The organism is Petrocella atlantisensis (assembly GCF_900538275.1).
GTDB classification, from domain to species: Bacteria; Bacillota; Clostridia; order Lachnospirales; family Vallitaleaceae; genus Petrocella; species Petrocella atlantisensis.
In genome coordinates this window covers 777,400-800,903 of the sequence record NZ_LR130778.1, presented here as the reverse complement: position 1 = coordinate 800,903, position 23,504 = coordinate 777,400, and the positions used below count along the sequence as shown (strand labels likewise).

26 protein-coding genes and 1 pseudogene are annotated in these 23,504 nt (G+C 35.7%); 26 read left to right on the top strand and 1 reads right to left on the bottom strand.

Translation table 11 applies throughout. The features are described 5' to 3' along the window. Positions 1 to 24 precede the first annotated feature (24 nt). The 5 genes from PATL70BA_RS03790 (at position 25) to PATL70BA_RS03775 (ending at position 3,241) form a co-directional block, all read left to right on the top strand. The gene (locus PATL70BA_RS03790; protein WP_125136137.1) at positions 25 to 861 is read left to right on the top strand and encodes a prenyltransferase; all 837 of its coding nucleotides are present in this window, start codon (positions 25 to 27) and stop codon (positions 859 to 861) included. A gap of 98 nt (positions 862 to 959) precedes the next feature. Further along, entirely contained in the window at positions 960 to 1,424 is a 465-nt protein-coding gene (locus PATL70BA_RS03785) for a pyridoxamine 5'-phosphate oxidase family protein (protein WP_125136136.1), read from the top strand. A 35-nt stretch (positions 1,425 to 1,459) separates the two neighbouring features. Next, on the top strand, positions 1,460 to 2,062 hold the full coding sequence (locus PATL70BA_RS03780; RefSeq protein ID WP_172596084.1) for a GNAT family N-acetyltransferase: 603 nt from the start codon (positions 1,460 to 1,462) through the stop codon (positions 2,060 to 2,062). A 60-nt stretch (positions 2,063 to 2,122) separates the two neighbouring features. Further along, positions 2,123 to 2,281: a hypothetical protein gene (locus tag PATL70BA_RS16190; RefSeq protein WP_172596083.1), complete on the top strand. Its 159-nt coding sequence runs from the start codon at positions 2,123 to 2,125 to the stop codon at positions 2,279 to 2,281. A 90-nt stretch (positions 2,282 to 2,371) separates the two neighbouring features. Further along, complete coding sequence (locus PATL70BA_RS03775) at positions 2,372 to 3,241, top strand: AraC family transcriptional regulator (protein ID WP_125136134.1); 870 nt, start codon at positions 2,372 to 2,374, stop codon at positions 3,239 to 3,241. Positions 3,242 to 3,430: 189 nt separating this feature from the next. On the opposite strand, the gene PATL70BA_RS03770 is transcribed toward PATL70BA_RS03775, so the two are convergent. Continuing rightward, positions 3,431 to 3,937: a DUF305 domain-containing protein gene (locus PATL70BA_RS03770; protein ID WP_125136133.1), complete on the bottom strand. Its 507-nt coding sequence runs from the start codon at positions 3,935 to 3,937 to the stop codon at positions 3,431 to 3,433. 426 nt (positions 3,938 to 4,363) lie between these two features. Here PATL70BA_RS03770 and PATL70BA_RS03765 point away from each other — a divergent pair, with 426 nt between their 5' ends. From PATL70BA_RS03765 to PATL70BA_RS03655, 21 genes and pseudogenes are all read left to right on the top strand, one after another. Beyond that, positions 4,364 to 4,855, top strand: coding sequence for a hypothetical protein (locus tag PATL70BA_RS03765; RefSeq protein WP_125136132.1), 492 nt, complete (start codon positions 4,364 to 4,366; stop codon positions 4,853 to 4,855). 210 nt (positions 4,856 to 5,065) lie between these two features. Next, positions 5,066 to 6,635, top strand: a pseudogene (locus PATL70BA_RS17045) (IS3 family transposase). A 143-nt stretch (positions 6,636 to 6,778) separates the two neighbouring features. Next, positions 6,779 to 7,501, top strand: coding sequence for a hypothetical protein (locus PATL70BA_RS03745; protein WP_125136128.1), 723 nt, complete (start codon positions 6,779 to 6,781; stop codon positions 7,499 to 7,501). Positions 7,502 to 7,600: 99 nt separating this feature from the next. Further along, entirely contained in the window at positions 7,601 to 8,296 is a 696-nt protein-coding gene (locus tag PATL70BA_RS03740) for an aspartate/glutamate racemase family protein (protein ID WP_125136127.1), read from the top strand. Positions 8,297 to 8,381: 85 nt separating this feature from the next. Then, a complete protein-coding gene (locus PATL70BA_RS03735) occupies positions 8,382 to 8,780 on the top strand; it encodes a VOC family protein (protein WP_125136126.1) in 399 nt (132 codons plus the stop codon). A gap of 50 nt (positions 8,781 to 8,830) precedes the next feature. Next, positions 8,831 to 9,601 carry a GNAT family N-acetyltransferase gene (locus PATL70BA_RS03730; RefSeq protein ID WP_125136125.1) on the top strand — a complete coding sequence of 257 codons (771 nt, stop codon included), beginning with the start codon at positions 8,831 to 8,833 and terminating at the stop codon, positions 9,599 to 9,601. A gap of 1 nt (position 9,602) precedes the next feature. After that, entirely contained in the window at positions 9,603 to 10,256 is a 654-nt protein-coding gene (locus PATL70BA_RS03725; protein WP_125136124.1) for a CPBP family intramembrane glutamic endopeptidase, read from the top strand. Between the two features lie 276 nt (positions 10,257 to 10,532). Then, positions 10,533 to 10,739 carry a DUF4177 domain-containing protein gene (locus tag PATL70BA_RS03720; RefSeq protein WP_125136123.1) on the top strand — a complete coding sequence of 69 codons (207 nt, stop codon included), beginning with the start codon at positions 10,533 to 10,535 and terminating at the stop codon, positions 10,737 to 10,739. An 82-nt stretch (positions 10,740 to 10,821) separates the two neighbouring features. Then, entirely contained in the window at positions 10,822 to 11,265 is a 444-nt protein-coding gene (locus tag PATL70BA_RS03715; RefSeq protein ID WP_125136122.1) for a hypothetical protein, read from the top strand. Next, positions 11,265 to 11,657 (top strand): VOC family protein, encoded by a 393-nt coding sequence (locus PATL70BA_RS03710; RefSeq protein ID WP_125136121.1) that lies wholly within the window; start codon positions 11,265 to 11,267, stop codon positions 11,655 to 11,657. The genes PATL70BA_RS03715 and PATL70BA_RS03710 overlap by 1 nt, the downstream gene beginning before the upstream one ends. Before the next feature lie 39 nt (positions 11,658 to 11,696). Beyond that, positions 11,697 to 12,182, top strand: a complete 486-nt coding sequence (locus PATL70BA_RS03705; protein ID WP_125136120.1) for an LURP-one-related/scramblase family protein — start codon at positions 11,697 to 11,699, stop codon at positions 12,180 to 12,182. 69 nt (positions 12,183 to 12,251) lie between these two features. Then, complete coding sequence (locus PATL70BA_RS03700) at positions 12,252 to 13,580, top strand: RNA-binding domain-containing protein (RefSeq protein WP_125136119.1); 1,329 nt, start codon at positions 12,252 to 12,254, stop codon at positions 13,578 to 13,580. Positions 13,581 to 13,586: 6 nt separating this feature from the next. After that, positions 13,587 to 14,501, top strand: a complete 915-nt coding sequence (locus tag PATL70BA_RS03695; RefSeq protein ID WP_125136118.1) for a TPR end-of-group domain-containing protein — start codon at positions 13,587 to 13,589, stop codon at positions 14,499 to 14,501. Between the two features lie 39 nt (positions 14,502 to 14,540). Further along, positions 14,541 to 15,419, top strand: coding sequence for a hypothetical protein (locus PATL70BA_RS03690; protein ID WP_125136117.1), 879 nt, complete (start codon positions 14,541 to 14,543; stop codon positions 15,417 to 15,419). Positions 15,420 to 15,474: 55 nt separating this feature from the next. Beyond that, the gene (locus PATL70BA_RS03685) at positions 15,475 to 15,837 is read left to right on the top strand and encodes a VOC family protein (RefSeq protein WP_125136116.1); all 363 of its coding nucleotides are present in this window, start codon (positions 15,475 to 15,477) and stop codon (positions 15,835 to 15,837) included. Between the two features lie 208 nt (positions 15,838 to 16,045). Beyond that, positions 16,046 to 16,552: a ferritin gene (locus PATL70BA_RS03680; protein WP_125136115.1), complete on the top strand. Its 507-nt coding sequence runs from the start codon at positions 16,046 to 16,048 to the stop codon at positions 16,550 to 16,552. 166 nt (positions 16,553 to 16,718) lie between these two features. Continuing rightward, complete coding sequence (locus PATL70BA_RS03675; protein ID WP_243115960.1) at positions 16,719 to 17,813, top strand: ABC transporter substrate-binding protein; 1,095 nt, start codon at positions 16,719 to 16,721, stop codon at positions 17,811 to 17,813. Positions 17,814 to 17,900: 87 nt separating this feature from the next. Next, positions 17,901 to 19,616, top strand: coding sequence for an ABC transporter permease (locus PATL70BA_RS03670; RefSeq protein ID WP_243115959.1), 1,716 nt, complete (start codon positions 17,901 to 17,903; stop codon positions 19,614 to 19,616). 14 nt (positions 19,617 to 19,630) lie between these two features. Continuing rightward, complete coding sequence (locus tag PATL70BA_RS03665; RefSeq protein WP_125136114.1) at positions 19,631 to 20,692, top strand: ABC transporter ATP-binding protein; 1,062 nt, start codon at positions 19,631 to 19,633, stop codon at positions 20,690 to 20,692. A 74-nt stretch (positions 20,693 to 20,766) separates the two neighbouring features. After that, the gene (locus PATL70BA_RS03660) at positions 20,767 to 21,789 is read left to right on the top strand and encodes an ABC transporter substrate-binding protein (RefSeq protein ID WP_125136113.1); all 1,023 of its coding nucleotides are present in this window, start codon (positions 20,767 to 20,769) and stop codon (positions 21,787 to 21,789) included. After that, positions 21,789 to 23,501 carry a sensor histidine kinase gene (locus tag PATL70BA_RS03655; RefSeq protein WP_125136112.1) on the top strand — a complete coding sequence of 571 codons (1,713 nt, stop codon included), beginning with the start codon at positions 21,789 to 21,791 and terminating at the stop codon, positions 23,499 to 23,501. Before PATL70BA_RS03660 ends, PATL70BA_RS03655 begins: the two co-directional genes overlap by 1 nt. Positions 23,502 to 23,504: the final 3 nt, after the last annotated feature.

Below are 23,504 nucleotides of genomic sequence, written 5' to 3'. Positions count from 1 at the left end.
GGTTTATGTATAGGAGGGAAAGAGATGCCTATAGATCAACAATATTTATCAGATTATGAAGCGATTGTGTCACATAGATATGATCAGGGTGCAGACTACTGGACGACGCCGGACAAACGGCTTATAAAGGGATCACCATTCTCCACTCTAGACTGTGTCCTCTATCTGCTAGAATTAGGTTTAAAGCCCAACGACCCTCTACTTGAAAATTGTGCTGACTTAATATTCAGTACATGGAAAGAAGACGGAAGTTTTAGGTTGTATCCTACAGGTTCTATATACCCATGCCAAACCGCTAACGCTGCCAATGTACTCTGCCATATGGGGTATGCGAGGGATGCTAGAATACAAAAGACTTTCCAACACCTTCTAGATATCCAGTATACCGATGGGGGTTGGCGTTGCAATAAGTTTAGCTATGGGCGAGGGCCGGAAACGGAGTATTCAAACCCTTTCCCAACCCTGACTGTCTTGAATGCATTTCGCTTTAGGGACGGGTTCAACCAAGAACCAGCCCTTGAGAGGGCTGTGGACTTTTTACTGGAACATTGGACAATTCGGAAACCAATTGGTCCCTGTCACTACGGAATGGGCACCTTGTTCATGCAGGTTGAATATCCCTTCCGCAACTACAATCTTTTTGTTTACGTTTATGTATTATCTTTTTATGACCGTGCAAAAAAAGACAACCGGTTTTTGGAAGCCTTAAAAGCACTGGAATCCAAAATGGTAGATGGTCAAATCGTTGTTGAGCGTATTGTTCCAAAATTGGCCAAGTTTTGTTTCTGTAAAAAAGGCGAGCCAAGTGCGCTGGCAACAAGACGCTATCAAGAAATATTAAGAAATCTTAAAAAAGCTTAGTATAATTTGATGCCATCTTTGATAAATGATATAGTAAATAAGAAACATGACCAATCATGTATTTAGTAAAGTTAGAATCTATGTAAGGAGATCAAAAAATGAGACGAAACGAAAAAGAAGTCATAGATATTATTGAGATTGAGAAGATGTTAAAGAAGGCAGACATTTGCAGATTGGGACTTTCTGTTAATAATGAGCCATATGTGGTACCGATGAATTTTGGATATAAGGACAATTGTCTTTATTTACATTCTGCAAAAGAAGGCATGAAGATAGAGATGATGAAAGCCAATCCAAGAGTATGTTTTGAAGTTGAAGTGGATACGGAGTTGGTAGACGGCGGAGAAGTGGCTTGTGAGTGGGGCATGAAGTTCATAAGTGTGATTGGTCATGGACAAGCAAGCATCATAGAAGAACGGACTGAGATAAAGGAAGCTTTAGATATTCTAATGTCACAGTATTCAAAGAGAACAGAGTTTGAATATCAAGATAAGCATTTAGATGCCGTAGCCGTTATTGAGATAAAAATTGATAAATTAAGCTGTAAAAAATCAGGGTATTGATTTAGTAATAGATAATGCTAACGGAGGAATCAATTATGTGTGACTATGAACTGGATGAAGGCAAATCAGTACCTTATAAAGAAAAATATGAATTAAAGGGTAACAAACAGCTTATAATTAGGGTACCAGAAGAGACCGATGCCCAGGCGTTAATTGATTATATGAAAACGGTGGACTGTGAGACGCATTTTCTAGCACGAGAACCGGACGAGTTTGATTTCACGTTAGAACAAGAAGCAACATTTATTAGAAACCTTGTAGACGATAAGCATAGTCAGATGTTTGTGGGGGAATTAGATGGTCAGATTGTAGCCAATTGTTCTGTCGGTATAGTTATGAATAAACGTCGATACTTGCATAGAGCTGCCCTAGGTATAGCGGTTAGAAAAGCGTATTGGGGTATGGGTATTGGCAGACTAATGATGTTAGAATGTATAAAGTGGTGTAAAAACAACAACATTGAGCAACTTGAGTTAGAAGTTGTTACACAAAATGAAAGAGCAGTAACGATGTACCGGAATCTAGGATTTCAGATTCATGGGACAAAGAAGCATGCTCTTAAGTATGGTGATGGTACATATGCGGATGAGTACTTCATGATATTATTCTTGGATGAAATAACGAAACCCAAAAACTAAAGCACTAAAAAAGCACCATAGGTTTTTGGGTATGATATATTTGCGGAAGGGAGTGAGAATATGAGCGGTGTTGGATTTCCATTTTCATTTATGCCCATAATTGCAATTGTTTTATATGTAGGATTTATGGGGATTGGTCTTTATCTTGCAATTCTATTTGCCAATTTCATGCGAGCTGGAATTAAGGCGTTTAATCTATATATTGAGAAGAACCAATAGGTGACAAAAAGTGCTTAGACAAATGAAAGCAAGGTAGGACAGGAAATAATAGTTTTATTTTAGTACTATTGGTACATGGAGGTGAGAGAAATGAATTTTATTCAAAACTTGCAAAGGTCAATTGACTATATGGAAGAACATATACTAGAACCGATTACATATGAAGATGTTGCAAAGCATGTCTACATGTCAAGCTATCATTTTCATAGAACATTTAGTTTGGTGACGGGTATTACAGCTAATGAGTATATTCGAAATAGAAGGTTGTCTATGGCTGGGCAGGAACTGTCTGTATCGGATGCAAAGGTAATTGATATTGCTTTAAAATATGGTTATGATTCGCCCGAAAGCTTTACAAAGGCATTCACTAGATTCCATGTTATTACGCCGAGTGTGGCAAGGCGTGCAGGTATGAAATTAAAATCTTTTAATCGCCTTCTAATTAAAATAAAATTGGAAGGTGGTACTATTATGGACTACAGAATCGAAAAACGAGAAGGATTCAAATTATTAACGAAGGTAACAAAGTTTAGAAATGAAATTATTTCAGAAGAGGGAAATACTGAAATTCCGGACTTTTGGAAAGAATGTGGTGACAATGGAACTTTTGAAGATTTAAAACAAAACGCGAGCAATTATGATATTTATGGAGCATGTGCACCAATATCAAAAGAAAGTACACATTTTGATTATGGTATTGGAATGGAATTTAGTGGTGATAATGTACCGGAGGGATATACCCTATGGGAGGTAAAGCCTACTTTATGGGCAGTATTTAAATGTATTGGTGATACTGGGGACTGTATAGGTGCAACATGGGGAAAAATCTTTTCGGAATTCCTTCCCGGTTCAGAGTATAGCATGATGGATGATACTGATTTTGAACTATACTCAGAAGATCTTGATGCAGACTGCTTTTGTGAAATATGGGTTCCTGTTGAGAAAAAGACATATGCATAATTGATAAAATAAGTTCTTTAGCCATGCGCGGTCGCGCTTGGCTAAAGAACATTTGCAGTATATAAGTATGGATAGGTATGATTGTTTGTTGGATCTAATTGGATTTCCTGAGGAGATAGTAAAGCATACTGAGGATATAGTTGCACTTATATAATTTGGAAGCACTGAAAAAAGCACCTTCCATAATTATTAGTTATCAAGGTTATCAAGTAGCTGATTGATTTGTGTAATCTCATCTTCCTGTGTTGAAATAATATTTTCGGTTAGCTCAAAGACTTCTGAGCGAAGTTCAAGCTCTTGTGCTTGCTTGGCCATCATGATGGCACCTTCGTGATGATCGATCATGCCTTTTAAATAAGCTTCATCCTTGTCATCACCTTCCAGAGAAGTCAAGTCAGGCATCATGTTTTGGTACATACTTGTGTAGTTGGAATCCGGATACCATTGACGCATCCATTCTTGCATCATGCTGACTTCCTGCTCTTGAGCAGTGACAATCGATTCTGCGAGTGACTTAACCTGTGTATTTTGAGATTCAAGCATTAGCAGTGAACTGTCTACGGCTTCTTGATGATGTGGTATCATCTCGGCAATAAAAATTTCTTCACTGGTAACCTGGGGATGATCCATCGTTTCATGTGATGTACATGCAGTCAGTACAAATATTACCGTTATTATTAAGAATATGTTTTTCATGGTCTTAAACCCTCCTTTGAAGATTGCTTATATGAATGTTACATAAACAGCGTAAATTTTTACGAGTGTAAACTCAAAATCACATAATGAAATTAGAAGTTTAATATTATATTATAACATTAATTTTGAACTATAGTTTAAAATATTTTTGGTGAATATTGAGAAGAACCAATAGGTAATTACAAGTATGGATTAAATTTATTTATTATTATTTAGAGGTTTGCATTTGGAACCTCTTTTCATTAAGAAAAATGAAAGTAATTAAAATCTTTTAATCGCCTTCTAATTAAAATAAAATTGGAAGGTGGTACCATTATATACTAAATTTAAGATGAGACGAGTATCTCATGATATGTTTTTGGATGATATTAATGATAAAGTACATCTAACTGTGAATAAATTATTTTAGACATAGGGAGTAAAAGTATGGGGAAAATAAAAAAAATATTGGATCTATCCAAAAAAGCAACACCAGCAATAAAGAAAGTGATGCCAGCTATTTCGACGGCGATCAACAGCATTGATGTTCTTGAAAATACATCTAAAATTGCAAAACCATTTGTAGATGATGCAAGAATAAAAGGAATTGAAAAGTCTAAAATAATTGAAGCGCACCAAACATTTGATGGTGACAACACTATAATTGCAATTGAACGAGCAGGAATCATAGCAATCTCAGAAAGTGAGGACTCTGCTTTTGAGTTATTTGTCAGCAAATTAGAAAGATTAAGAGAAAAAAGAGTTCTCAGTAGTGATAAGAAAGTTCGTAAAGAGCAGAAGAAAATAATAGATAAAGTAAGCATGATTATTGGTGATCAAGGAGATATAAGAAATTATATTTATCGGACTGAATTTACAAAAGAGCAAATTGAGATGAAAAAGAATAAAAAGAAATGGCTTTATAAAAAGAAAAAATAATTTATATTTATAAGGACATTTGCATTATATCAGATTATGAAACACCCATTAATATGGAAATCCGAGTCTATACTATTTATTTATTCAATGAAAAGGGGGAAGATTATGAGATTGGTTTGGGGTTATATTTGGAAAACCCTCTGTTAAACGGAAGTTGTCACTAACCCTCAAATAGAGTATGATAAATACTCGAAGAAGAGGAGAACAACGATGAGTTATAACAAGTACAGTAAGGAACAAAAAGAAAAGATACTATCTAGAATACTTAGTGGTGAAGAGTCGATTAGTGATATTCATAAAGAAACAGGAATCAATGCAAACACGTTATATAGATGGCGTGATGAGGTCAAAAGAACAGGTTTATCATCAACAACAAAGTATAAAAAGCAGAAAATTGGAGTACCCAAGATAAATTTCTAGTTGTTTTAGAAACAGCAAACTTAAGTGAAATCGAGTTCTCAGAGTACTGTAGAAAAAGGGATCTACCCAGAACAAGTAAAAGAATGGAAAGATGCTTGCATGCAGGCTAACGGTGGAACATCAGAGAGAACAAGTAAAGTCAATCAAGAGCTAAGAAAAGAAAAAAAAAAAGAAAAGTTACAAAAAGAGCTGGATCGTAAGGAAAAGCGCTTGCAGAAGCGGCAGCATTATTGGTACTTGGAAAAAAGGCCAATGCGATATGGGGAACGGACAACGAGGAAGACTAATTAGTGCCCAAGATCGTAAACAAGCTGTAGAGCTAATTAGTGAAGCTGTAGAAAATGGAGCAAGATTATATAAAGCTTGTGAAATTATAAAATTCATACAAGAACGTTCGATCGCTGGAAAGACAGTGATTATATAGATAAAAGAAAACCTGTGAGAGACCAGAACCTAAGAATAAAATCAGCAAAGAAGAAGAACAAGAGATACTAAGAGTATGTAATACTGAAGAGTTTAGTAGTTTAGCCCCGAGCCAAATAGTACCGATATTAGCGGATCGAGGAATATATTTAGCGTCAGAAACAACAATATATAATATCCTTAAAAATCATAAAGAGTTAGTGCATAGAGGAAGATCAAGAGCCCCAATTAAGAGGCCAATGGAAACCCATAAAGCATCAAAAGCCTGTGACGTATGGACGTGGGATATAACGTATTTAAAAGGACCAATTAAAGGACAACACTATTATTTATATATGATTTTGGATATGTACAGCCGTAAAATAGTTGGCTGGGAAGTGTGGGAAGAAGAGTCTGCTCTTCATGCAAGTGATCTAATCAAAAGAGCATATATGGATGAAAAATCATGCTGAATGATAAACCATTAGTTTTACATTCAGATAATGGAAGTCCTATGAAAGGTGCAACAATGCTTGAAACCTTGTATAACTTAGGCATTGTACCATCCAGAAGTAGACCAAGAGTAAGTAATGATAATCCATATTCAGAAAGTTTATTTAAGACATTAAAATATAGACCTAATTATCAACCAAGAGGATTTAATAGTGTGAATGAATCAAGGTTATGGGTCAGACAATTCGTGAACTGGTATAACAACGAACATAAGCACAGCGGATTATGCTTTATAAGCCCAAATGAAAGGCACACGGGGCAAGATAAAGCAATATTAGAAGCAAGAACGAAAGTATATCAAGAAGCTAAATCAAAGCATCCAGAACGATGGCCAGGAGCAATACGTAACTGGAGTATAGAAGATGAAGTTTGGTTAAATCCAGTTAAAAAGAAGAGAAAAAGAACAAGATGTGAAAGCATCTTAAGAAACTATAAACATGGGTAACGTGACAACATGTCAAAAAATTTCCGAAAACGATTGTAATAGGTTTATTATCTTTTTTGGCTTTAGTAATCGCGGGGATCTTGATTACTGTTTTTAAGCTACCGATGCCTGTGATCAATGGAGATACGAGTTACATTTTTATTATGACAATAATGTCAGGAGCTGCGATATCAATTTTACTTGGAATTATAGCTTGGAATTTGAGGCTTTCTAAGCTGATGGTTTTTGGAGCGGTGTTTTTATTTTTATATCTGAATTATGTAACACAGATTATGGAGGCACTGTATTTTGTACCTGGAGTAGTCACATGGGAGGTTCTTCCAACCATACTATTACAACAATTTGTTATGGCGATAATGATTGCTGCCGGTGTTGTGTTTTTGTATAAAAGAAAAGGACCATCAAAGAGTAAGTCACTCTATAACAGAGGATTATTGGATTGGATCTTTAGAATCGTGATAAGCATCGGTAGTTACGTAGCGTTTTATTATCTTTTTGGAAGGCTTAATGCATTCCTTTTTACAGAAGGTTATTACCTGTCGCAAATTGACGGACTCTATATGCCAAGTGGGAATGTTATTCTTGTGTTGGAGATTGTACGTTCAGCATTGATTGTGATATCAATATTACCAATTATTTTATTTTTGGAGTTACCGGTTAAGAAGGTCATGATTTTGAGTGGGTTATCCCTATTTGTTTTGGGAGGTCTGTTGCCTATGTTGCAGCAGATTGGTAGTTTACCTATGGTTTTGATTATTACCTCAAGTGTTGAGATGTTTTTTCAGTTTTTCCTTACGGCTGTCGTGACAACACTAGCCATGCACTACGGTGATAAAGAAATCCATAGTGAGTATGATTTTTCATAGATGCGGTATCTAATATTTTACTGAAGATTGTTCCTCATACCGGAATGTGCCATAATATAAGAATAAAAAAATAAGACTTTCAATTGGGAGGTTCGATAAATGAAAACCATTGGATTAATTGGTGGTATGAGCTGGGAGTCTTCAGCAGAGTATTATCGTATTATCAATCAACGTGTTAAACACAAGTTAGGTGACCTACATTCATGTAAGTGCATCATGTATTCTGTCGATTTTGGTGAGATTGAAACATTACAGCATAAAGGTGAATGGGAGAAATTAACCCGTATGATGATTGATGTTGCTAAGAATCTGGAAAAAGCAGGCGCAGAACTAATTGTAATATGTACGAATACGATGCATATGATGGCCGATGAAGTTCAATCCAACATAGGTATTCCGTTATTACATATTGCCGATGCTACGGCTGAGCAAATCACAGCAAAAAAGTTGAAAAAGGTAGGACTTTTGGGAACAAGATTCACTATGGCGCAGAATTTTTATAAAGGCAGAATACAAGAGAATTATGGCGTAGAAGTTATTGTTCCAACAGAGGCGGAACAAGGGATCATACATGATGTAATCTATAATGAGTTGGTTCAAGGCATCGTAAAAACAGAGTCAAAAAAAAAATATATAAAGATCATACAAGGACTTGTTAGCCGAGGCGCAGAGGGCATCATTCTTGGTTGTACAGAAATACCAATGTTGATTAAGAAAGAAGATATTGAGGTGGAACTTTTTGATACGACAGCGATACATGCGACATTTGCTGTTGATTCTGCACTTAGTGAATAAAAGGCAACTATTGAGTTAAGAGATTTATGAGATGAAGATGTGTTTTTAAACATAATTACGTTTTCTAACTGGAGGAAGAAAAGTTATGACATTACATCACATCTGTATACAAACAGATTGTTATGATGAATCTATAAAATTTTACGAAAAGATATTAGGATTTGATATGGTTAAGGAAACCAAAGGCTTTCATGGAAGACATTTTAACTCATGGATCAAGCGAGACAATTTCATGATTGAATTGCAGACAAATAGGGTTGATGAAGTTTTAATAGATTATAATAAAAGAAGTAAAGGGATAACTCACCTGGCTTTTATGGTAGATGACATTGATTATGAATATGAGAGAATAAAGACATTAGGTTATAACACATTCATTAGAAAAAAGGATCAGGATATATATGAGGTAGAAGGTGGCAAGTTGTTTAAGATTCTAGCGCCTGAAGGGACGATCATTGAAGTCAGAGACCAAAAGAATATATGATTATATGTGTTGCCTTTAGTTGTCATACTATCAAAGGAGAAGGTTAGAATATGGAAAAATTAATTGAACTCAATCCTGACAGCATTTTAGAAGAACATATTTGCTGTGCTTTTTCTGACAAGAAATGTAGTGAAAGTTATGAACTAAAAAAAGAATGGTTAAAAAAAGAGTTCGATCATGGTTATGTTTTTCGTAGAATAGAGGCTAGAGCAAAAGTCTTTATTGAATACGGACCGGCTGAAAAGGCATGGGTTCCTGTAGAGGCTCCTAATTATATTATGGTCAACTGTTTTTGGGTTTCCGGAAAATATAAAGGAAGTGGATATGGAAAAGCATTATTAGAAACGGCTATTGAAGACGCAAAAAATCAAGGGAAGTCTGGACTGGTAACGGTCGTTGGGACTAAGAAATATCATTTTATGAGTGATACAAAATGGCTTTTAAAACAAGGATTTGTAGATTGTCAGAGCATATCATCCGGGTTTAGCCTTTTAGTATATAAGATAGTTCCGGATGCCCAAACACCCAAGTTCAAAGAATCGGTTATGAGTGGCGAATGCCCTGACAAAGAAGGGATTGTTGTATATTTTTCAAACAGATGCCCATATGCAGAATTTCACGCAAAAACGTCTTTGATTGAATCAGCGACGAAAAGGAATCTACCCTATAAGCTGATTAAACTGGAAACAATGGAACAGGCTCAATCAAGTCCAAGCCCTGGGACTATTTTCAGTTTATTTTACAATGGAAAGTTTATGACAACGGACATAAGTATTTGTATGGATAGCCGATTTGATAAGTTATGGCTAGGGGGACTTTAACATGAAGGCTTTAAAGAAGAATCAACAGGCTTTACTTATAATAGCGCCATTATTATGTATATCGATGATGATTCTGGTGCCAGTACTAACATCTACACTTGGAAAAACCATAGGGTATATTACCGGATTTTTTATTTACTGGCTTGTTTTTTGCATACCAGCCACAATATACGCTTCAAATGGATTTGCTGGATTGAAAGAGATGTATGTTCAAAGGACCGAAATGCCTAAGAGCAAGAGAATGGCCTATTACTTTTTGGCTTTGATACCCTGTATCGCAACTTTCTTTGTTGTATTTAAGGGTTTTGCTTTAATTGCGGGTTTTCAAGTGTTGATTTTAGCTCTCTTGTTCGCATTAATAAATGGAACGATCGAAGAATTGTTTTGGCGTGGCGCTTTTAATAAGGTTTTTAAGAATGTTTACTTTGCATACATTTACCCTTCCATATTCTTTGGTATTTGGCACATAGCCTTATTTTATGCCAAGGGTATGGAATATCAAGGCGGATTTACTTCATTAGTAGGTGGCGCCACCTTTTTGGGATTATTATGGGGATTTGTCGCTTATAAGACGAAGTCTATTAGGGTGGTGACGGTTGCCCATATAATAACAAACTTCTTTGCATTTACAGGGCTAATCTTTGAAAATTGGTAATATAGTATTTCATTATTAGATGACATTGAGTGTAGTAATGAAGATTCAAAAAGGAGGCTTAATATGGATTTTGACGGACATAACGGCTTTGAGCAGGAAGAATTGAAGAAGATGCTTAAAACAATAGGATTTGATGAAATAGAATCAGAGACATTTTTTTTATGATAAAAGAATCTCTGGAGATACCGAGATAGATTATTCATTATTTTTGATGTTAGCAAGGCGCAAAAGTAGCGTCTAAAGAAGATATTGCATTGAGTTTAGAAGGAGAAATTTATGACAAAATGGAAATATAAAGTCGTTGAGTTTGATACCAAAAAGTCATTTGGCGGAGGGAAGATTGATAGACAATATATAGAGGATCAGCTGAATGAATTAGGTAGACAAGGGTGGGAAATAATCAGCAACTTCACTACGAATGAAGGCTATGGGAATACTAAGAAAATAGTATATACTTTTAAAAGAGAAGAAAAAGAGATGTAAGAAAAAATTAAAGAAGAATCTTTAGGTCGATTGATTGTTAGGTACTGCTATAACAGTTATATTGAAGATGAGGAGGAAGTGTATGTCGGAGTATTTGACCGAGTGGTTTCAAGGGTTTGAAAAAGGGATTAACAGCTTAGATCAAAAAGCAAAGGAAAGTTTTTTTTATAGTTGCGGTAGGAATTGTGTAGAAATAGGCGTAAAAAAAGTATATGAGGAACTTTATATAGATTCAGGAAAAAAGTTAGATACATTTTTTTTGAGATTAAATGAGATGAAGACGGTTGGTGGTGAGATCGTTAACCCAGGAAAAGTATATGATATAACATTTTCCCATTGTGTTTGTGAGCTACATCGTCAAGGATATATTCACTCTGACTGTATATGTGAATGTTCTAGACAGAGCATTATTCATGTTATGAAATCTTTAGAACCAGAGCTTCAGATGCAAGTAGACAAGATATCTACTGTTTTAGGTGGCGGCAAAGAATGTCGTTTTCGTATTTCGATTGAGGAGGATGCTTAATGAAATTAGATGGATTCGGAATATTCGTAAAAGATATGTCAGCGATGGTTCAATTTTATCGTGATGTTTTGGGATTTGATATTAAAGAAGATGAAAATGCTTCTAATGTATATTTAGAAAAAGATGGAACACTATTTTTATTGTATCGAAGAACAGATTTTGAATTAATGACAAATAGAAAATACAATTATGCTAGTGGTATAATCGGACATTATGAGATTGCATTAAGTGTTGAAAATTATGCAGCGGTCGACAAGGCTTTCGATGAAGTGGTTTCAAAAGGCGCTATAGGAATACTTCAACCAACGACTGAACCTTGGGGACAACGCACGTGTTATATTGCTGATCCTGAAGGAAACTTGATAGAGATTGGTTCGTTCAATATCAATTAATGTAATTTGACTGAATAATAAAAACGGAGGAAGTATTCAATGAGAGAACTTTATATTAAGCAAAAGGTATTTAAAATTACAGACCATTATCCAGTTATGAATCAGTATGGTGACCTTGTTTATCAAGTGGATCAAGACTTCAAACTTATTGGAAATAAAGTACGTGTGAGTAACGCAGAAGGTGTAGAAATTTTTGTTGTTGACAAAGAGATCTTAACGTTCCTACCACGGTATCAGATATCATTTGCTAATGGACAACACGTGACGATTAAAAGCAGATTTACACTTTTTGCAAAGCAAATAGATGTGGAGTCAGAAGGCTTGAATCTGTTTCTTCAAGGGAGTTTTTTTGATTATGATTTTGAAGTATATCAAGGAGATAGAGTTATAGGAAGCATTTCAAAACGCTTTATGACCTTTGGTGATACGTATGAACTTAAGATTTATGACGAGAGTTTAGAGGTGTATGTATTAGCTTTGATGATAGCCGTCGATTGTATCAAAGACTCTCAAGAGAAGAACTGAACACGTTCTAACGTTAGATATTGATTCTAACGTTAGAACGTGTTAGAATCAATATATGGAGGTGCTTATATGTATATTGAATCTGAACAAGTTGAATTAAAAAGAGAATACACAAGAGACATTATAAAAGAAATCATAGCTTTTTTAAATACAAAGGGTGGTCATATTTATATTGGAATTGGAGATAATGGTGATGTTTTAGGTGTTGATGACATTGACAAAGTCATGAATCAGTTATCAGGCGCAATTCATGACAGTATTCGTCCTGACGCAAAAATATTCATTGGTATTGAAATTATAGAGCAAGATGTCATCTGCATAAATGTTAAGGAAGGAAGCGTAAAGCCTTACTATATTCAAGGTAAAGGATTGAGACCTGAAGGTGTTTATGTACGATTAGGCAGTGCTTCAGTACCTTCGTCAGAAGCTGGTATAAAGCAAATGCTCATAGCAGCCACAAATGTCAGCTTTGAATTGATGCCATGTTCGAATCAAGAGCTGATATTTAGTACTGCTAAAAAAGTGTTTAATGAGAATCAACTCACGTTCAGCACATCAGATTATAGAAAATTAAACATAGTCGATGAAAACAATCGATATACCAATATTGGAATGATTATATCGGATCAATGCGAACACTCGATTAAAGTTGCAGTCTTTGGAGAAGAAGATGAATTTGAGTTTATTGATCGTCGTGAATTTAAAGGATCAGTATTTAGTGTATTAAAAGATACTTTACAATATTTGGATTTGAATAATCACTTGCATTCAGAGATTATAGAATATCAACGGATTGAACAAAATGACTACAACAAAGAAGTAATTAGAGAAGGATTACTTAATGCAATTATCCATAGAGATTATTCTTTTAGTGGCTCAATATTAATTAGTATCTATAGAAATCGTATGGAGATTACATCATTAGGCGGTTTGGTTTACGGTCTGAGTTTCAATGATATTGGAGCAGGAATCTCACAATCAAGGAATGCAGGACTTGCAAGTATTTTTTATCGTCTAAAATATATTGAAGCCTATGGAACTGGAATTAGAAAAATTCGTCGTGAGTTCAAAGAATTCGAATTGTCGGAGTTGATAGAAGTAACAGACAATACATTTAAGTTAATACTATGGAATAAGAATATGCCCAAAAGAAAAGGAGCATACGAAGAGAATGAAGTTAGAGAAGAAATTGGTTCGTATCCAGCGGTCAATGATGAAGAAATGGAAATTCTTCGATTACTAGAAAAAAAACCAACAATTACAAGAGTCGATGTTCAAAAACAGTTAGAGATTGGTCAGACTAAAGCAGGATTACTACTGACGCAATTGTTACAAAAAGCCATTCTAGTTCGGGAAGGTAAGGGGAAGAAAACCGTTTATCGTATTAGAAAGAGTTAAATTACCATGAAAGGAAAAGTGATGACAGAGACGAAATTATTTGATAACACTTTAGAACGCATTGATGAGACAGGAACACGAAAGGCCTATGAATATTTGAAGGCACATCTGAATAAGGATGAAGATTGGTCCAGTCAAGTATATAATTTCTTATACTGTCTGGCAGCTACATCTGACTTGCCTGATGAAGCTCTAACATGGTTGGAAGAAGCCATCATTGAGAAGGGGCAGTGGTACCGGCCGGAGGTTTTTGAAGATGAAGATCTTGATCATATAAGAAATGAAGAACGATTCCAGCTGTGTGAAAAGACATCAAAGAAGAGATATGAAGATGCTTTGAAAGAAGCATCAACAGAGTTCACTTTGAAAGAGCGATTAGAAGACAATCTGCTTGTTGTTTTACATGGGAATCAACAAAATAATGATATAAGTCGTGCGTTTTGGAGGGATATATCTATAGAAGATTATCAGGTTGAATACCTTCAATCAAAAGAGCTAGACTCTTATAATTTGTATAGATGGAATGATGATGGGGATGGTCCCAAGCAACTAGCAAGCGCGATGAAGAAGACGGATGATATAGGGTTTGAAAATAAGGTGTTAGTTGGATTTTCAGCAGGTTGTAATACAATATTAAGAGCTATTGTTGAAGAAAAAATTGTACCTGATAAATTATTATTATTTTCACCCTGGATACCGGTGAGTGAAGCTTCGATGACACAGATTATTGAGTCTCTTAAGGAATCTGTAGTGGAGGTCATGATTGTTTGTGGGGAACTAGATGAAGACTGTTTACCACTTTGTAAGTTATTTGAAGAAAAGGCAAATGAATTAGATTATGAATGTACAATCAGATATATTCAGGGCCTGGGTCATGAGTATCCGGAAGACCTTTCGACCTATACTGGGGCGTACTTATAGATTGTATTATTAAATGAATCTTTTGTAAGGAGGTTGTGTATGACGACTGAGGATATAAAAGCGGATATGATTGACAGAATAATGGCGCTTCAAGATGATCAGGGATGTTGGTTTGATTTAAAAGAAGGTGACAAGTACTATGACGAACTTCAATGGCATCATTATGTACCTAAATACAAATCAACGCTATGGACATTAATCCTCTTAGCAGACTTAGAAGTAGATCCTAAAACCCCTGAGCTGATTCAACCACTTGAGATTGTTACACAACAATTCCTAAATCAAGAACATGGGATATTTACTATTGGTAAAAGCCACTTTCCTATTCCTTGCTTAAACGGTAATATGCTGTATCTACATCATTATTTTCAATCGGATAGCGACGCTTTGATGAACCGTGTCGTTGACTTTTTCTGGGAATATCAACGATTTGATGATGGGGATTTTATAACGCCCAAAGAATTTCCTTATCATAAAAACCAAAGCTGTTACGGAAAACACACGTGTTACTGGGGTGTTGTGAAGCTTTTAAAAGGTCTATCTTTTATACCGGCTGAAAAACGATCAGATAAAGCGAAACTATTGTTACAGCGCTGTATTGATTTTGTTCTTAAGCATGAAGTGTGTTATAGCTCCCATAGTCCTTCAGAGTTTTTGCATCCAAAAATCAGTCAATTAACTTTTCCTAACATGTACCGTGGGGATTTTCTGGAAATATTATGGTTGCTAAAAAGAGAGCATGTGGTCGTCCCACAGATGCAAAGGGCCATAGATTTGTTAAAAGAAAAGATGGACCAAGACGGTACTTTTCCTCTAGAAAGCCCAATAGGCAATCTAGCAATCCCTATTGGTAAAGGCGAAAAAGGGCGTGCCTTGGTTACCCACAGAGCCAGAATGGTTTTGGAAGAAATCATCTGAGAAAGTTGTGCTTGAAACTATAAATAAAAAATTTAATTATCTTGGAGGCATTATTATGGCGATGTTATGGTGTACATTACATGTAAAAAACTTAGACGCATCCATCAAATTCTACGAAACTTTTGTAGGACTATCTGTGAACAGACGGTTTGAGTCACGACCGGGTATTGAGATTGCTTTTTTAGGTGATGGAGAAACACAGCTAGAATTAATAGATGCCGGTGACGGAGATACATTCCCGGTTAGTGATCAGATATCTATTGGTTTTTCAGTAGATTCAGTGGACGATAAGATTAAGCAGTTGAAGGACGCAGGAATTGAGATATATAAAGAACCTGTGCAACCCAATCCTCATATACGATTCTTTTACATAAAAGACCCAAATGGCATTAGTATTCAATTTGCACAGCAAATGTAATCGGTTTTAGATATCTTAGAGGCCAAATCATAAATTTCAAAAATAAAGAACTCCAATCGACCATTATTACTAAATAACTTTATAATAAAATATATAACTGTTATAATTGGTTAAAGGGTCAAAATGATATATTTTATGTGAATTTAGTGAAACTTAGTTTTGTCCCTTTAACCATAATTAGATAATCACATTAAGAAAGGAGATATTTATGTTAAGCGAAAAACTATTAGCGGAATTAAATTTACAAATGAAGTATGAGTTCTATTCATCACATTTATACTTAGCCTATGCAGGATATGCATACAAAGAAGATTTAGAAGGATTTGCAAACTTTTTCATCGTTCAGGCTGAAGAAGAAAAGTTTCATGCCATGAAATTCTTTAATTATATTCAAGAAATGGATGGTATCATTGATTTTGATGCCTTAGAAAAGCCAAATGTTGATTTTAATAATATTACAGAATTAATGGTTGCATCACTTGAACATGAGAAATTCGTTACTTCAAGAATTTACACACTCATGGACATAGCCACAGAAGAAAAAGAATATGCAACAATTAGTTTCTTAAAATGGTTTATTGATGAACAGGTTGAAGAAGAAGCTACCTTCAAAAGTCTCATCAGTAAAATCAAGAGAGCTAAAGATAATCCAGTGTTGTTATATGATGTGGATGCAGAAATGAGCACACGTGTCTTTACACCACCGACTAAATAAGTAATTCAATAGTTAAAGCTTAGCAGCGAGTGATTCTCACTGTTAGGCTTTTATTTTTTTACAGACAATAAAACCGTATTTTCGGATATTGGTTGGCTTCTTAATTAGATATAATTAAAAAGTAGTTTAATGAATCTAAAAAGAGATCTAAAAGGAGGATGTAGTCGTGAAAAAATTATTAGTTGTATTATTGGTGCTATCTATGATGGTGGCCGTGGTTGGATGTGGGCAAGAAGAGGCTCCGGTAGTGGAGAATCCTGATACATCGGCTGTAGAAGCAACACCGGAAGCGCCTGAAGTCGAGAAGAGAGATGATCTAACCTTGACAATCTATGCAGGTTTACAAGAAGACCATGCGAATCTAGCAGCCAAAGAGTTTGAAAAAGCAACAGGCGTAAAAACTGAAATGGTGCGTATGAGTGGTGGAGAAATCTTTGCCAGAATAAAAGCAGAAAAAGAAAATCCATCAGCAAGTGTATGGTATGGTGGCGGTTCATTAACTTTTATCGCAGCTAAAAATGAAGGATTACTTGAGAACTATGTTTCTCCTGTTGCATCTAAGATATCACCTCAATTTAAAGATGCTGATGGTGCGTGGACAGGTATCTATGTAGGGTATCTGGGTATAGAAGGTAATAAAAAATGGTTAGAAGATAATAATCTTGAGTTACCAAAAACATGGGATGACTTACTTAAGCCTGAGTTTAAAGGCAATATCGTAATAGCACACCCAGCATCCTCAAGTACAGCTTATAATTTCCTTGCAACGATTCTCCAAGTCAAAGGCGAAGAAGCCGGTTTCGAATATTTGCAAAAATTTAATGAGCAAGTTAGCCAGTATACAAAATCAGGTAGTGCACCAGGTCGTATGGCTGGAACTGGAGAAACGCCGATTGCTATCGGGTTCTTACATGACGCTATTAAATACCAAGAAGAAGGTTATACGGATCTGATATTTACAACAGCTGAAGAAGGTACAGGATATGAAGTTGGCGCTGTAGGTATTATTAAGGGTGGACCGGATCAAGAAGCAGCTCAAATGTTTGTAGATTGGTGTTTGTCAAAAGAAGTTCAAGAAATGGGTAAAACTGTAGGTTCATTCCAATTCTTAACACATGAAGATGCACTTCCACCGGATCAAGCAATTGTTCTTAAAGATACAAAATTAATTGAGTACGATGAGGTATGGGCTGGCGACAATAGAGAGTTATTCCTTGAGAAATTCATGGAATTAACAAAAACAACGCCACCAACGGAGTAAATATAATTTGGTATACCCTATAGAAGAAGTACTCGGAAGGTGAGTACTTCTTCTATAAAGTAAAAACCCATTGTGAAGGAGGCATTTATGGCTTCAAAAAAAGCACACAAAGATAGGAATATGAGGGACCTAAGAATTGGTTCTAACATTGCTATTATGAGAAAAGTTTTACTAGATCCTATTTTATTTGGAGCAATACTTTTGGTACTTACCATCGTTACGATGTTTATTGTCTTTCCCATAGCCAATATATTAAAGGAAAGCTTTGTTTATGAAGATGCGATTTCTTTACATCATTATACGGAAATATTTCGATTGTCCTATAACAAAGAAATTATTATAAATACATTTAAACTTGGAATCACGGTGAGTATCCTATCAACAATTGTTGGTTTTGGTTTTGCTTATGCATCGGCCTACGTTAAAGTTAAGTTTAAAAAGCTGATGAACGCCATTGCAATCTTGCCGATTATATCACCACCTTTTGTAATTAGTTTATCAGCGATCTTATTATTTGGTCGAGTGGGACTTATCTCTAAGGGCCTCCTTGGTATTCAGAATGCGAACATATATGGATTTAGAGGGCTTGTTTTAGTTCAGGTGCTAACTTTTTTCCCTGTGGCCTTTTTAGTTATGGTTGGATTGCTTCAACAAATCGACCCATCTGTTGAAGAAGCAGCAAGAGACCTAGGTGCTTCTAGGTGGAAAGTATTTACAACAATTACAGTGCCACTCATGGCGCCAGGTATTGCCAATGCAGCTCTTTTGGTATTTATCCAATCGGTTGCTGACTTTGGTAACCCAATGGTTATAGGTGGCAACTTTACAACGATGGCGGTTCAAATCTATATGCAAGGTATTGGCAGTCTGGATATGAGTGGCGCGACAGCTCTTGCCATTTTGCTACTTCTTGTATCCGTATCAGCTTTTTTAGTTCAAAAGTTCTATCTGGGGAAAAAATCCTATATTACTGTAACAGGAAAAGTATCCAGACAAAGGGAACTTATAGAAGAAAAAAATATTGTTCGACCTTTAAGTTTTCTTATTCTTTTGACGTCTTCTTTTGTAGGACTGATGTATATACTCATTCCGATTGGCGCGTTTGTCAAAATATGGGGCGTTAATAATACCTTTACCCTTGATCATTTTAAGTATGTCATTAGTATTGGTATCAAACCCATTGTAGACACGACCTCACTTGCATTAATTGCAACACCGATTACCGGTATTTTATCGATGGTTATCGCCTTTTTATTGATCAGGCGAAAGTTTATTGGAAAAGCTTATTTGGACTTTACAACAATGCTTTCCATTGCAATTCCCGGAACAGTAGTAGGACTTGGTTATGTTCTTACATACAATAAGGCACCTCTTATATTAACCGGAACGGGAACCATATTAATCATAGCTTTTGTAATGCGATCCATGCCGGTTGGTATTCGGTCCGGAATGGCATCCTTACAGCAAATTGATCCATCTATAGAAGAAGCGGCGAGTGTACTTGGAGCTTCAAGTAAAAAAGTCTTTACATCCATCACATTACCTATGATCAAGCCGGCATTTTTTAGTGGCTTGGTATATGCCTTCTCAAGAAGTATGACCTTAGTAAGTACGATTATATTCTTAGTATCAGCCAAATATAGTCTACTAACGGTTACGACCATGAGTCAGATTGATCAAGGGCGTATCGGTGTTGCAAGTGTTTACTCCACAATACTTATTGTCATAGTAGGTAGTATTATATTACTTATGAAATTTGCATTATCAAAAATGGGCGTAAGTGCTGATGAGATTGAACTTTAGACAAGGAGAAAAAGATGAAAAAAGGGATTATCATAAAGAACCTAACAAAAATATTTCTAATTAATAATAACTCAAAGATTGTTGCAGTGGATAATGTGAATCTGGAAGTTGAACCGGGAGAATTCGTCACCTTACTTGGTCCTTCAGGTTGTGGCAAGACCACACTGCTTCGTATGGTGGCCGGTTTTGAAACGCTTACAGACGGAGAAATCTATATCGGAGAAGAAAACGTAGCAAGTCTGACACCAGACAAAAGAGACACAGCTATGGTTTTTCAAAACTACGCACTTTTTCCCCATATGAATGTATATGACAATATTGCCTATGGTTTAAAGATACAAAAAGTATCAAAACCTGAAATCAAACGTCGCGTTCAAAAAATCCTAGATCTTATGAAAATGAATGATTTCTCAAATAGAGTACCCTCTCAAATGTCAGGTGGACAACAACAACGTGTGTCTCTGGCAAGAGCCTTGGTCATGGAACCGGGCGTACTGCTCTTTGATGAACCCTTATCAAACTTAGACGCTAAACTAAGGATTCATATGCGAGAAGAGATTCGTAAGATCCAAAAAGAAGTGGGTATCACCTCCTTATATGTTACTCATGATCAATCAGAGGCAATGGGACTATCGGATAAAGTCGTGATTATGAAAGACGGTGTTATTCAACAAATAGGCAGTCCAAGGGAAGTCTATCAAAAGCCTGAAAATGCTTTTGTTGCAGCATTTATAGGAAAAGCAAATACCATCTCCGGCACTGTTTTAGCAAAAGATGGGAAGACCTACACCATTGATATTGATGGAAAACCTCATGTTTTATCGAGTAAAAAAGAATATGAAGTCGGTAGGGAAGTGGAAATGATTATTAGACCTGAAAGTATTATTGTAGGAAAAGAAGGCTATCATACAGAAGTCGTTAAAAGCATTTTTATGGGTGAAAACCATGAATATGAAGTACGTTGGAAAGGGCAAGTCCTTCAAATCAGTGAACCCAATCCTTATAGTAAACGTACCTACGAAGTTGGTGAAGAAATGTCCATTGATTTTGATGAGACGGCTCTGCACATGATATAAGCCTTAAGACATTGTTTAATTATAGAGCATGAGGTATATTGTATATATAGCAAGTATGCTTGGAGGAAGAAAACATGTGGTATCGTAGTCGTATTGTACTTTTTTATATTGTCGTCTTTAGTTTTATTCTGTCAGGGTGCTCAAAGCTAGAGGAGGATGAGGAGGATCACAAGTTGGTGATCTATTCACCCCATCCTCTGGAATTTATTGATCCGATTGTGGGTGAATTTGAGAGCGAGTCAGGTATCGAAGTGGAAGTCATTACAGCAGGTACCGGAGAACTTCTGGCCAGAATTGAATCAGAAGAGGAAGCACCTGTTGGTGATGTTCTATGGGGCGGTTCCCTTGCAACGCTAGATAGTAAAAAATATCTTTTTGAATCTTTTCAGTCTGAAAACGAAGATCATGCAATCTATAAAAATGTAGATGGCTATATTACCAGATTTACAGCTGTACCCAGTGTCATCATGGTAAATACCAATCTAATAGGGGATATTAAGATAGAAGGGTATAAAGATCTTCTAAATACCAAGTTAAAAGGCAAGATTGCAAATGCAGACCCTTCAAAATCCTCATCTTCTTATGAGCAACTATTAAACCAACTTCAAGCCATGGGTGGTCAAACCAGCAAAGAAGGCTGGGATTATGTACGTGAATTAACCATGAATCTAGATGGTATACTTTTAGAAAGTTCCAGCCTAGTTTATCGAGGTGTTGTGGAAGGTGAGTTCGTAGTTGGGCTAACATTTGAAGAAGCAGCGGCACTTTATGTACAAGACGGAGCACCTGTAGCAATTATCTACCCATCCGAAGGTACGATTATACGACCGGACGGTGTAGCAATTATTAAGAACGCAAAAAACATCGAAGGCGCTCAAAGGTTTATTAATTTTGTAACGAGTAAAGAAGTTCAAACACTTATTTCCACAGAACTGAATCGCAGGTCAATACGGGATGATGTAGAGCCGGCTCAATCACTGAAGTCTTATCAGGAAATCAATATTATTGAAGATGATCAACAATGGTCCTCTCTAAATAAAGCAGAAATTCTAAGTCAGTATCAAAGGCTTTTTCTAGAAATCTACGGAGAATATTGATGAAAAGTAAAGAGAAATTCGTGAAGAAAAAACATTTATATCGAGACGAAATAAAAAAACTACTCATTATATACTGTATTAGTTTTATCGTGATTAGTATTTTATCCGTATATGTGTTTCTAGGTTTATATACGAACCGGGTTGTGCGAAATCAGAATAATGAAGCAAATGACTTTGGGAGAAATTTCTTAGAAGAAGAGTTCAAGCTATATAATAAGGACATCATTACCCTTGAGCAGGAACAGGCGGTACAAGACTTTTTAATGAAGGGTGAACAAGAAGCGAAAGTCTATGAATTGCTGTATGACTGTATTAACAGCCGTCAGGTGAAAAGTATTTTCTATCTAGTTGATACAGAAGGGAAAACTGTTTTAACCAATAATTATGTGGCATCACCTTATAATAGTTATGAGATATTTGTCTCAGGGATATTCAAGCAATTGAAAAGTAATCCGGACAAAATCATCTATCGGAACAGCAAAGTACAAATCGATATTACAAAACGAACCATTTATTCTATAGGAAAAGCCATGGTTATCGATGGGGAGATTATGGGATACCTTGTTTTTGATCTTTTGGAAGCGGATTTACAGAAAATCATACATAACAGTGATGTCTCGATTTTTATACTTACAGATCAATACAATAATGTCATCATTACAACCAATAGTCAGATTCTAGATAATATTGGAAAGATTAACATCGACAAAAAAGAAAAGAATGCGCTTTGGTTTAGAGGGAAAGAATATTATTATCGGCAGTCAGAATTACTGGATGGTCAGATGTACGTCTATACATTGTCAGAAATTGAAACAGTTAGGAATCTAATGAGCATAAGCACCATTTTCCTCATATGTATGCTGACAGGTCTTTCAATTCTCATTATGAAGTTAGCCGGATATGCCTCGAAGAAAAAGACAAAGTCAATCGAAGATCTAATCGGTTCCATAACCGCAGCTCAACATGGTGATTTGAAGTCTTATGTAACGATACAAAGTGATGATGAATTCGAAGTGATTGGTGATCATTTTAATAAGATGCTCGTTGAAGTGAACGCATTGATGACAAAAAATGATGAATTAAACAATCGTAACCGTGTATCCCAGATAAAACAATTAGAGTCACAGTTTAACCCGCATTTTATTTTCAATACACTCGAAACGTTAAAATACCTTCTGTTGGTCGATGAAAAAAAAGCATCTGAAATGATTGTGAATTTTGCAAATATACTAAGGTACAGTATTGACTATGAGAAAAACACGATTTCATTGATTGAAGATATTAAGTATCTAAACAGCTATCTAATGATTCAAAAATGCCGTTATAACAAAAGGTTGACCTATGATATCCATATAGATGAGGAAGCCAAACAATGTATCGTACCAAAACTTATTATGCAGCCCATTATTGAGAATTGTATTAATCATAGCTATAAGGGTAAAGATACCCTTCACATTGATCTCAACATCAAGGTGGTTGAGGACATGCTTATGATGGAGATTGTTGATGATGGGGATGGTATGAGTGAAGAAGCATTGGATGATTTAAGACGACGTCTAGACGATGAACAACTTGTGTCAAATAGTATTGGTCTCAATAACGTCAATAGAAGACTTAAGTTACTCTATGGTTTGGATTTTGGATTGATGATTAAGAGTGAACTTGGAATAGGCACAATTGTGATTATAAAAATGCCAAAGAAAGTGTGGTGAGGG

Bases quoted from the DNA above. Each gene is read 5' to 3' on its own strand.
- PATL70BA_RS03790 (WP_125136137.1), top strand. From the start codon at position 25: ATGCCTATAGATCAACAATATTTATCAGATTATGAAGCGATTGTGTCA.
- PATL70BA_RS03785 (WP_125136136.1), top strand. From the start codon at position 960: ATGAGACGAAACGAAAAAGAAGTCATAGATATTATTGAGATTGAGAAG.
- PATL70BA_RS03780 (WP_172596084.1), top strand. From the start codon at position 1,460: ATGTGTGACTATGAACTGGATGAAGGCAAATCAGTACCTTATAAAGAA.
- PATL70BA_RS16190 (WP_172596083.1), top strand. From the start codon at position 2,123: ATGAGCGGTGTTGGATTTCCATTTTCATTTATGCCCATAATTGCAATT.
- PATL70BA_RS03775 (WP_125136134.1), top strand. From the start codon at position 2,372: ATGAATTTTATTCAAAACTTGCAAAGGTCAATTGACTATATGGAAGAA.
- PATL70BA_RS03770 (WP_125136133.1), bottom strand. From the start codon at position 3,937: ATGAAAAACATATTCTTAATAATAACGGTAATATTTGTACTGACTGCA.
- PATL70BA_RS03765 (WP_125136132.1), top strand. From the start codon at position 4,364: ATGGGGAAAATAAAAAAAATATTGGATCTATCCAAAAAAGCAACACCA.
- PATL70BA_RS03745 (WP_125136128.1), top strand. From the start codon at position 6,779: ATGACAATAATGTCAGGAGCTGCGATATCAATTTTACTTGGAATTATA.
- PATL70BA_RS03740 (WP_125136127.1), top strand. From the start codon at position 7,601: ATGAAAACCATTGGATTAATTGGTGGTATGAGCTGGGAGTCTTCAGCA.
- PATL70BA_RS03735 (WP_125136126.1), top strand. From the start codon at position 8,382: ATGACATTACATCACATCTGTATACAAACAGATTGTTATGATGAATCT.
- PATL70BA_RS03730 (WP_125136125.1), top strand. From the start codon at position 8,831: ATGGAAAAATTAATTGAACTCAATCCTGACAGCATTTTAGAAGAACAT.
- PATL70BA_RS03725 (WP_125136124.1), top strand. From the start codon at position 9,603: ATGAAGGCTTTAAAGAAGAATCAACAGGCTTTACTTATAATAGCGCCA.
- PATL70BA_RS03720 (WP_125136123.1), top strand. From the start codon at position 10,533: ATGACAAAATGGAAATATAAAGTCGTTGAGTTTGATACCAAAAAGTCA.
- PATL70BA_RS03715 (WP_125136122.1), top strand. From the start codon at position 10,822: ATGTCGGAGTATTTGACCGAGTGGTTTCAAGGGTTTGAAAAAGGGATT.
- PATL70BA_RS03710 (WP_125136121.1), top strand. From the start codon at position 11,265: ATGAAATTAGATGGATTCGGAATATTCGTAAAAGATATGTCAGCGATG.
- PATL70BA_RS03705 (WP_125136120.1), top strand. From the start codon at position 11,697: ATGAGAGAACTTTATATTAAGCAAAAGGTATTTAAAATTACAGACCAT.
- PATL70BA_RS03700 (WP_125136119.1), top strand. From the start codon at position 12,252: ATGTATATTGAATCTGAACAAGTTGAATTAAAAAGAGAATACACAAGA.
- PATL70BA_RS03695 (WP_125136118.1), top strand. From the start codon at position 13,587: ATGAAAGGAAAAGTGATGACAGAGACGAAATTATTTGATAACACTTTA.
- PATL70BA_RS03690 (WP_125136117.1), top strand. From the start codon at position 14,541: ATGACGACTGAGGATATAAAAGCGGATATGATTGACAGAATAATGGCG.
- PATL70BA_RS03685 (WP_125136116.1), top strand. From the start codon at position 15,475: ATGGCGATGTTATGGTGTACATTACATGTAAAAAACTTAGACGCATCC.
- PATL70BA_RS03680 (WP_125136115.1), top strand. From the start codon at position 16,046: ATGTTAAGCGAAAAACTATTAGCGGAATTAAATTTACAAATGAAGTAT.
- PATL70BA_RS03670 (WP_243115959.1), top strand. From the start codon at position 17,901: ATGGCTTCAAAAAAAGCACACAAAGATAGGAATATGAGGGACCTAAGA.
- PATL70BA_RS03665 (WP_125136114.1), top strand. From the start codon at position 19,631: ATGAAAAAAGGGATTATCATAAAGAACCTAACAAAAATATTTCTAATT.
- PATL70BA_RS03660 (WP_125136113.1), top strand. From the start codon at position 20,767: ATGTGGTATCGTAGTCGTATTGTACTTTTTTATATTGTCGTCTTTAGT.
- PATL70BA_RS03655 (WP_125136112.1), top strand. From the start codon at position 21,789: ATGAAAAGTAAAGAGAAATTCGTGAAGAAAAAACATTTATATCGAGAC.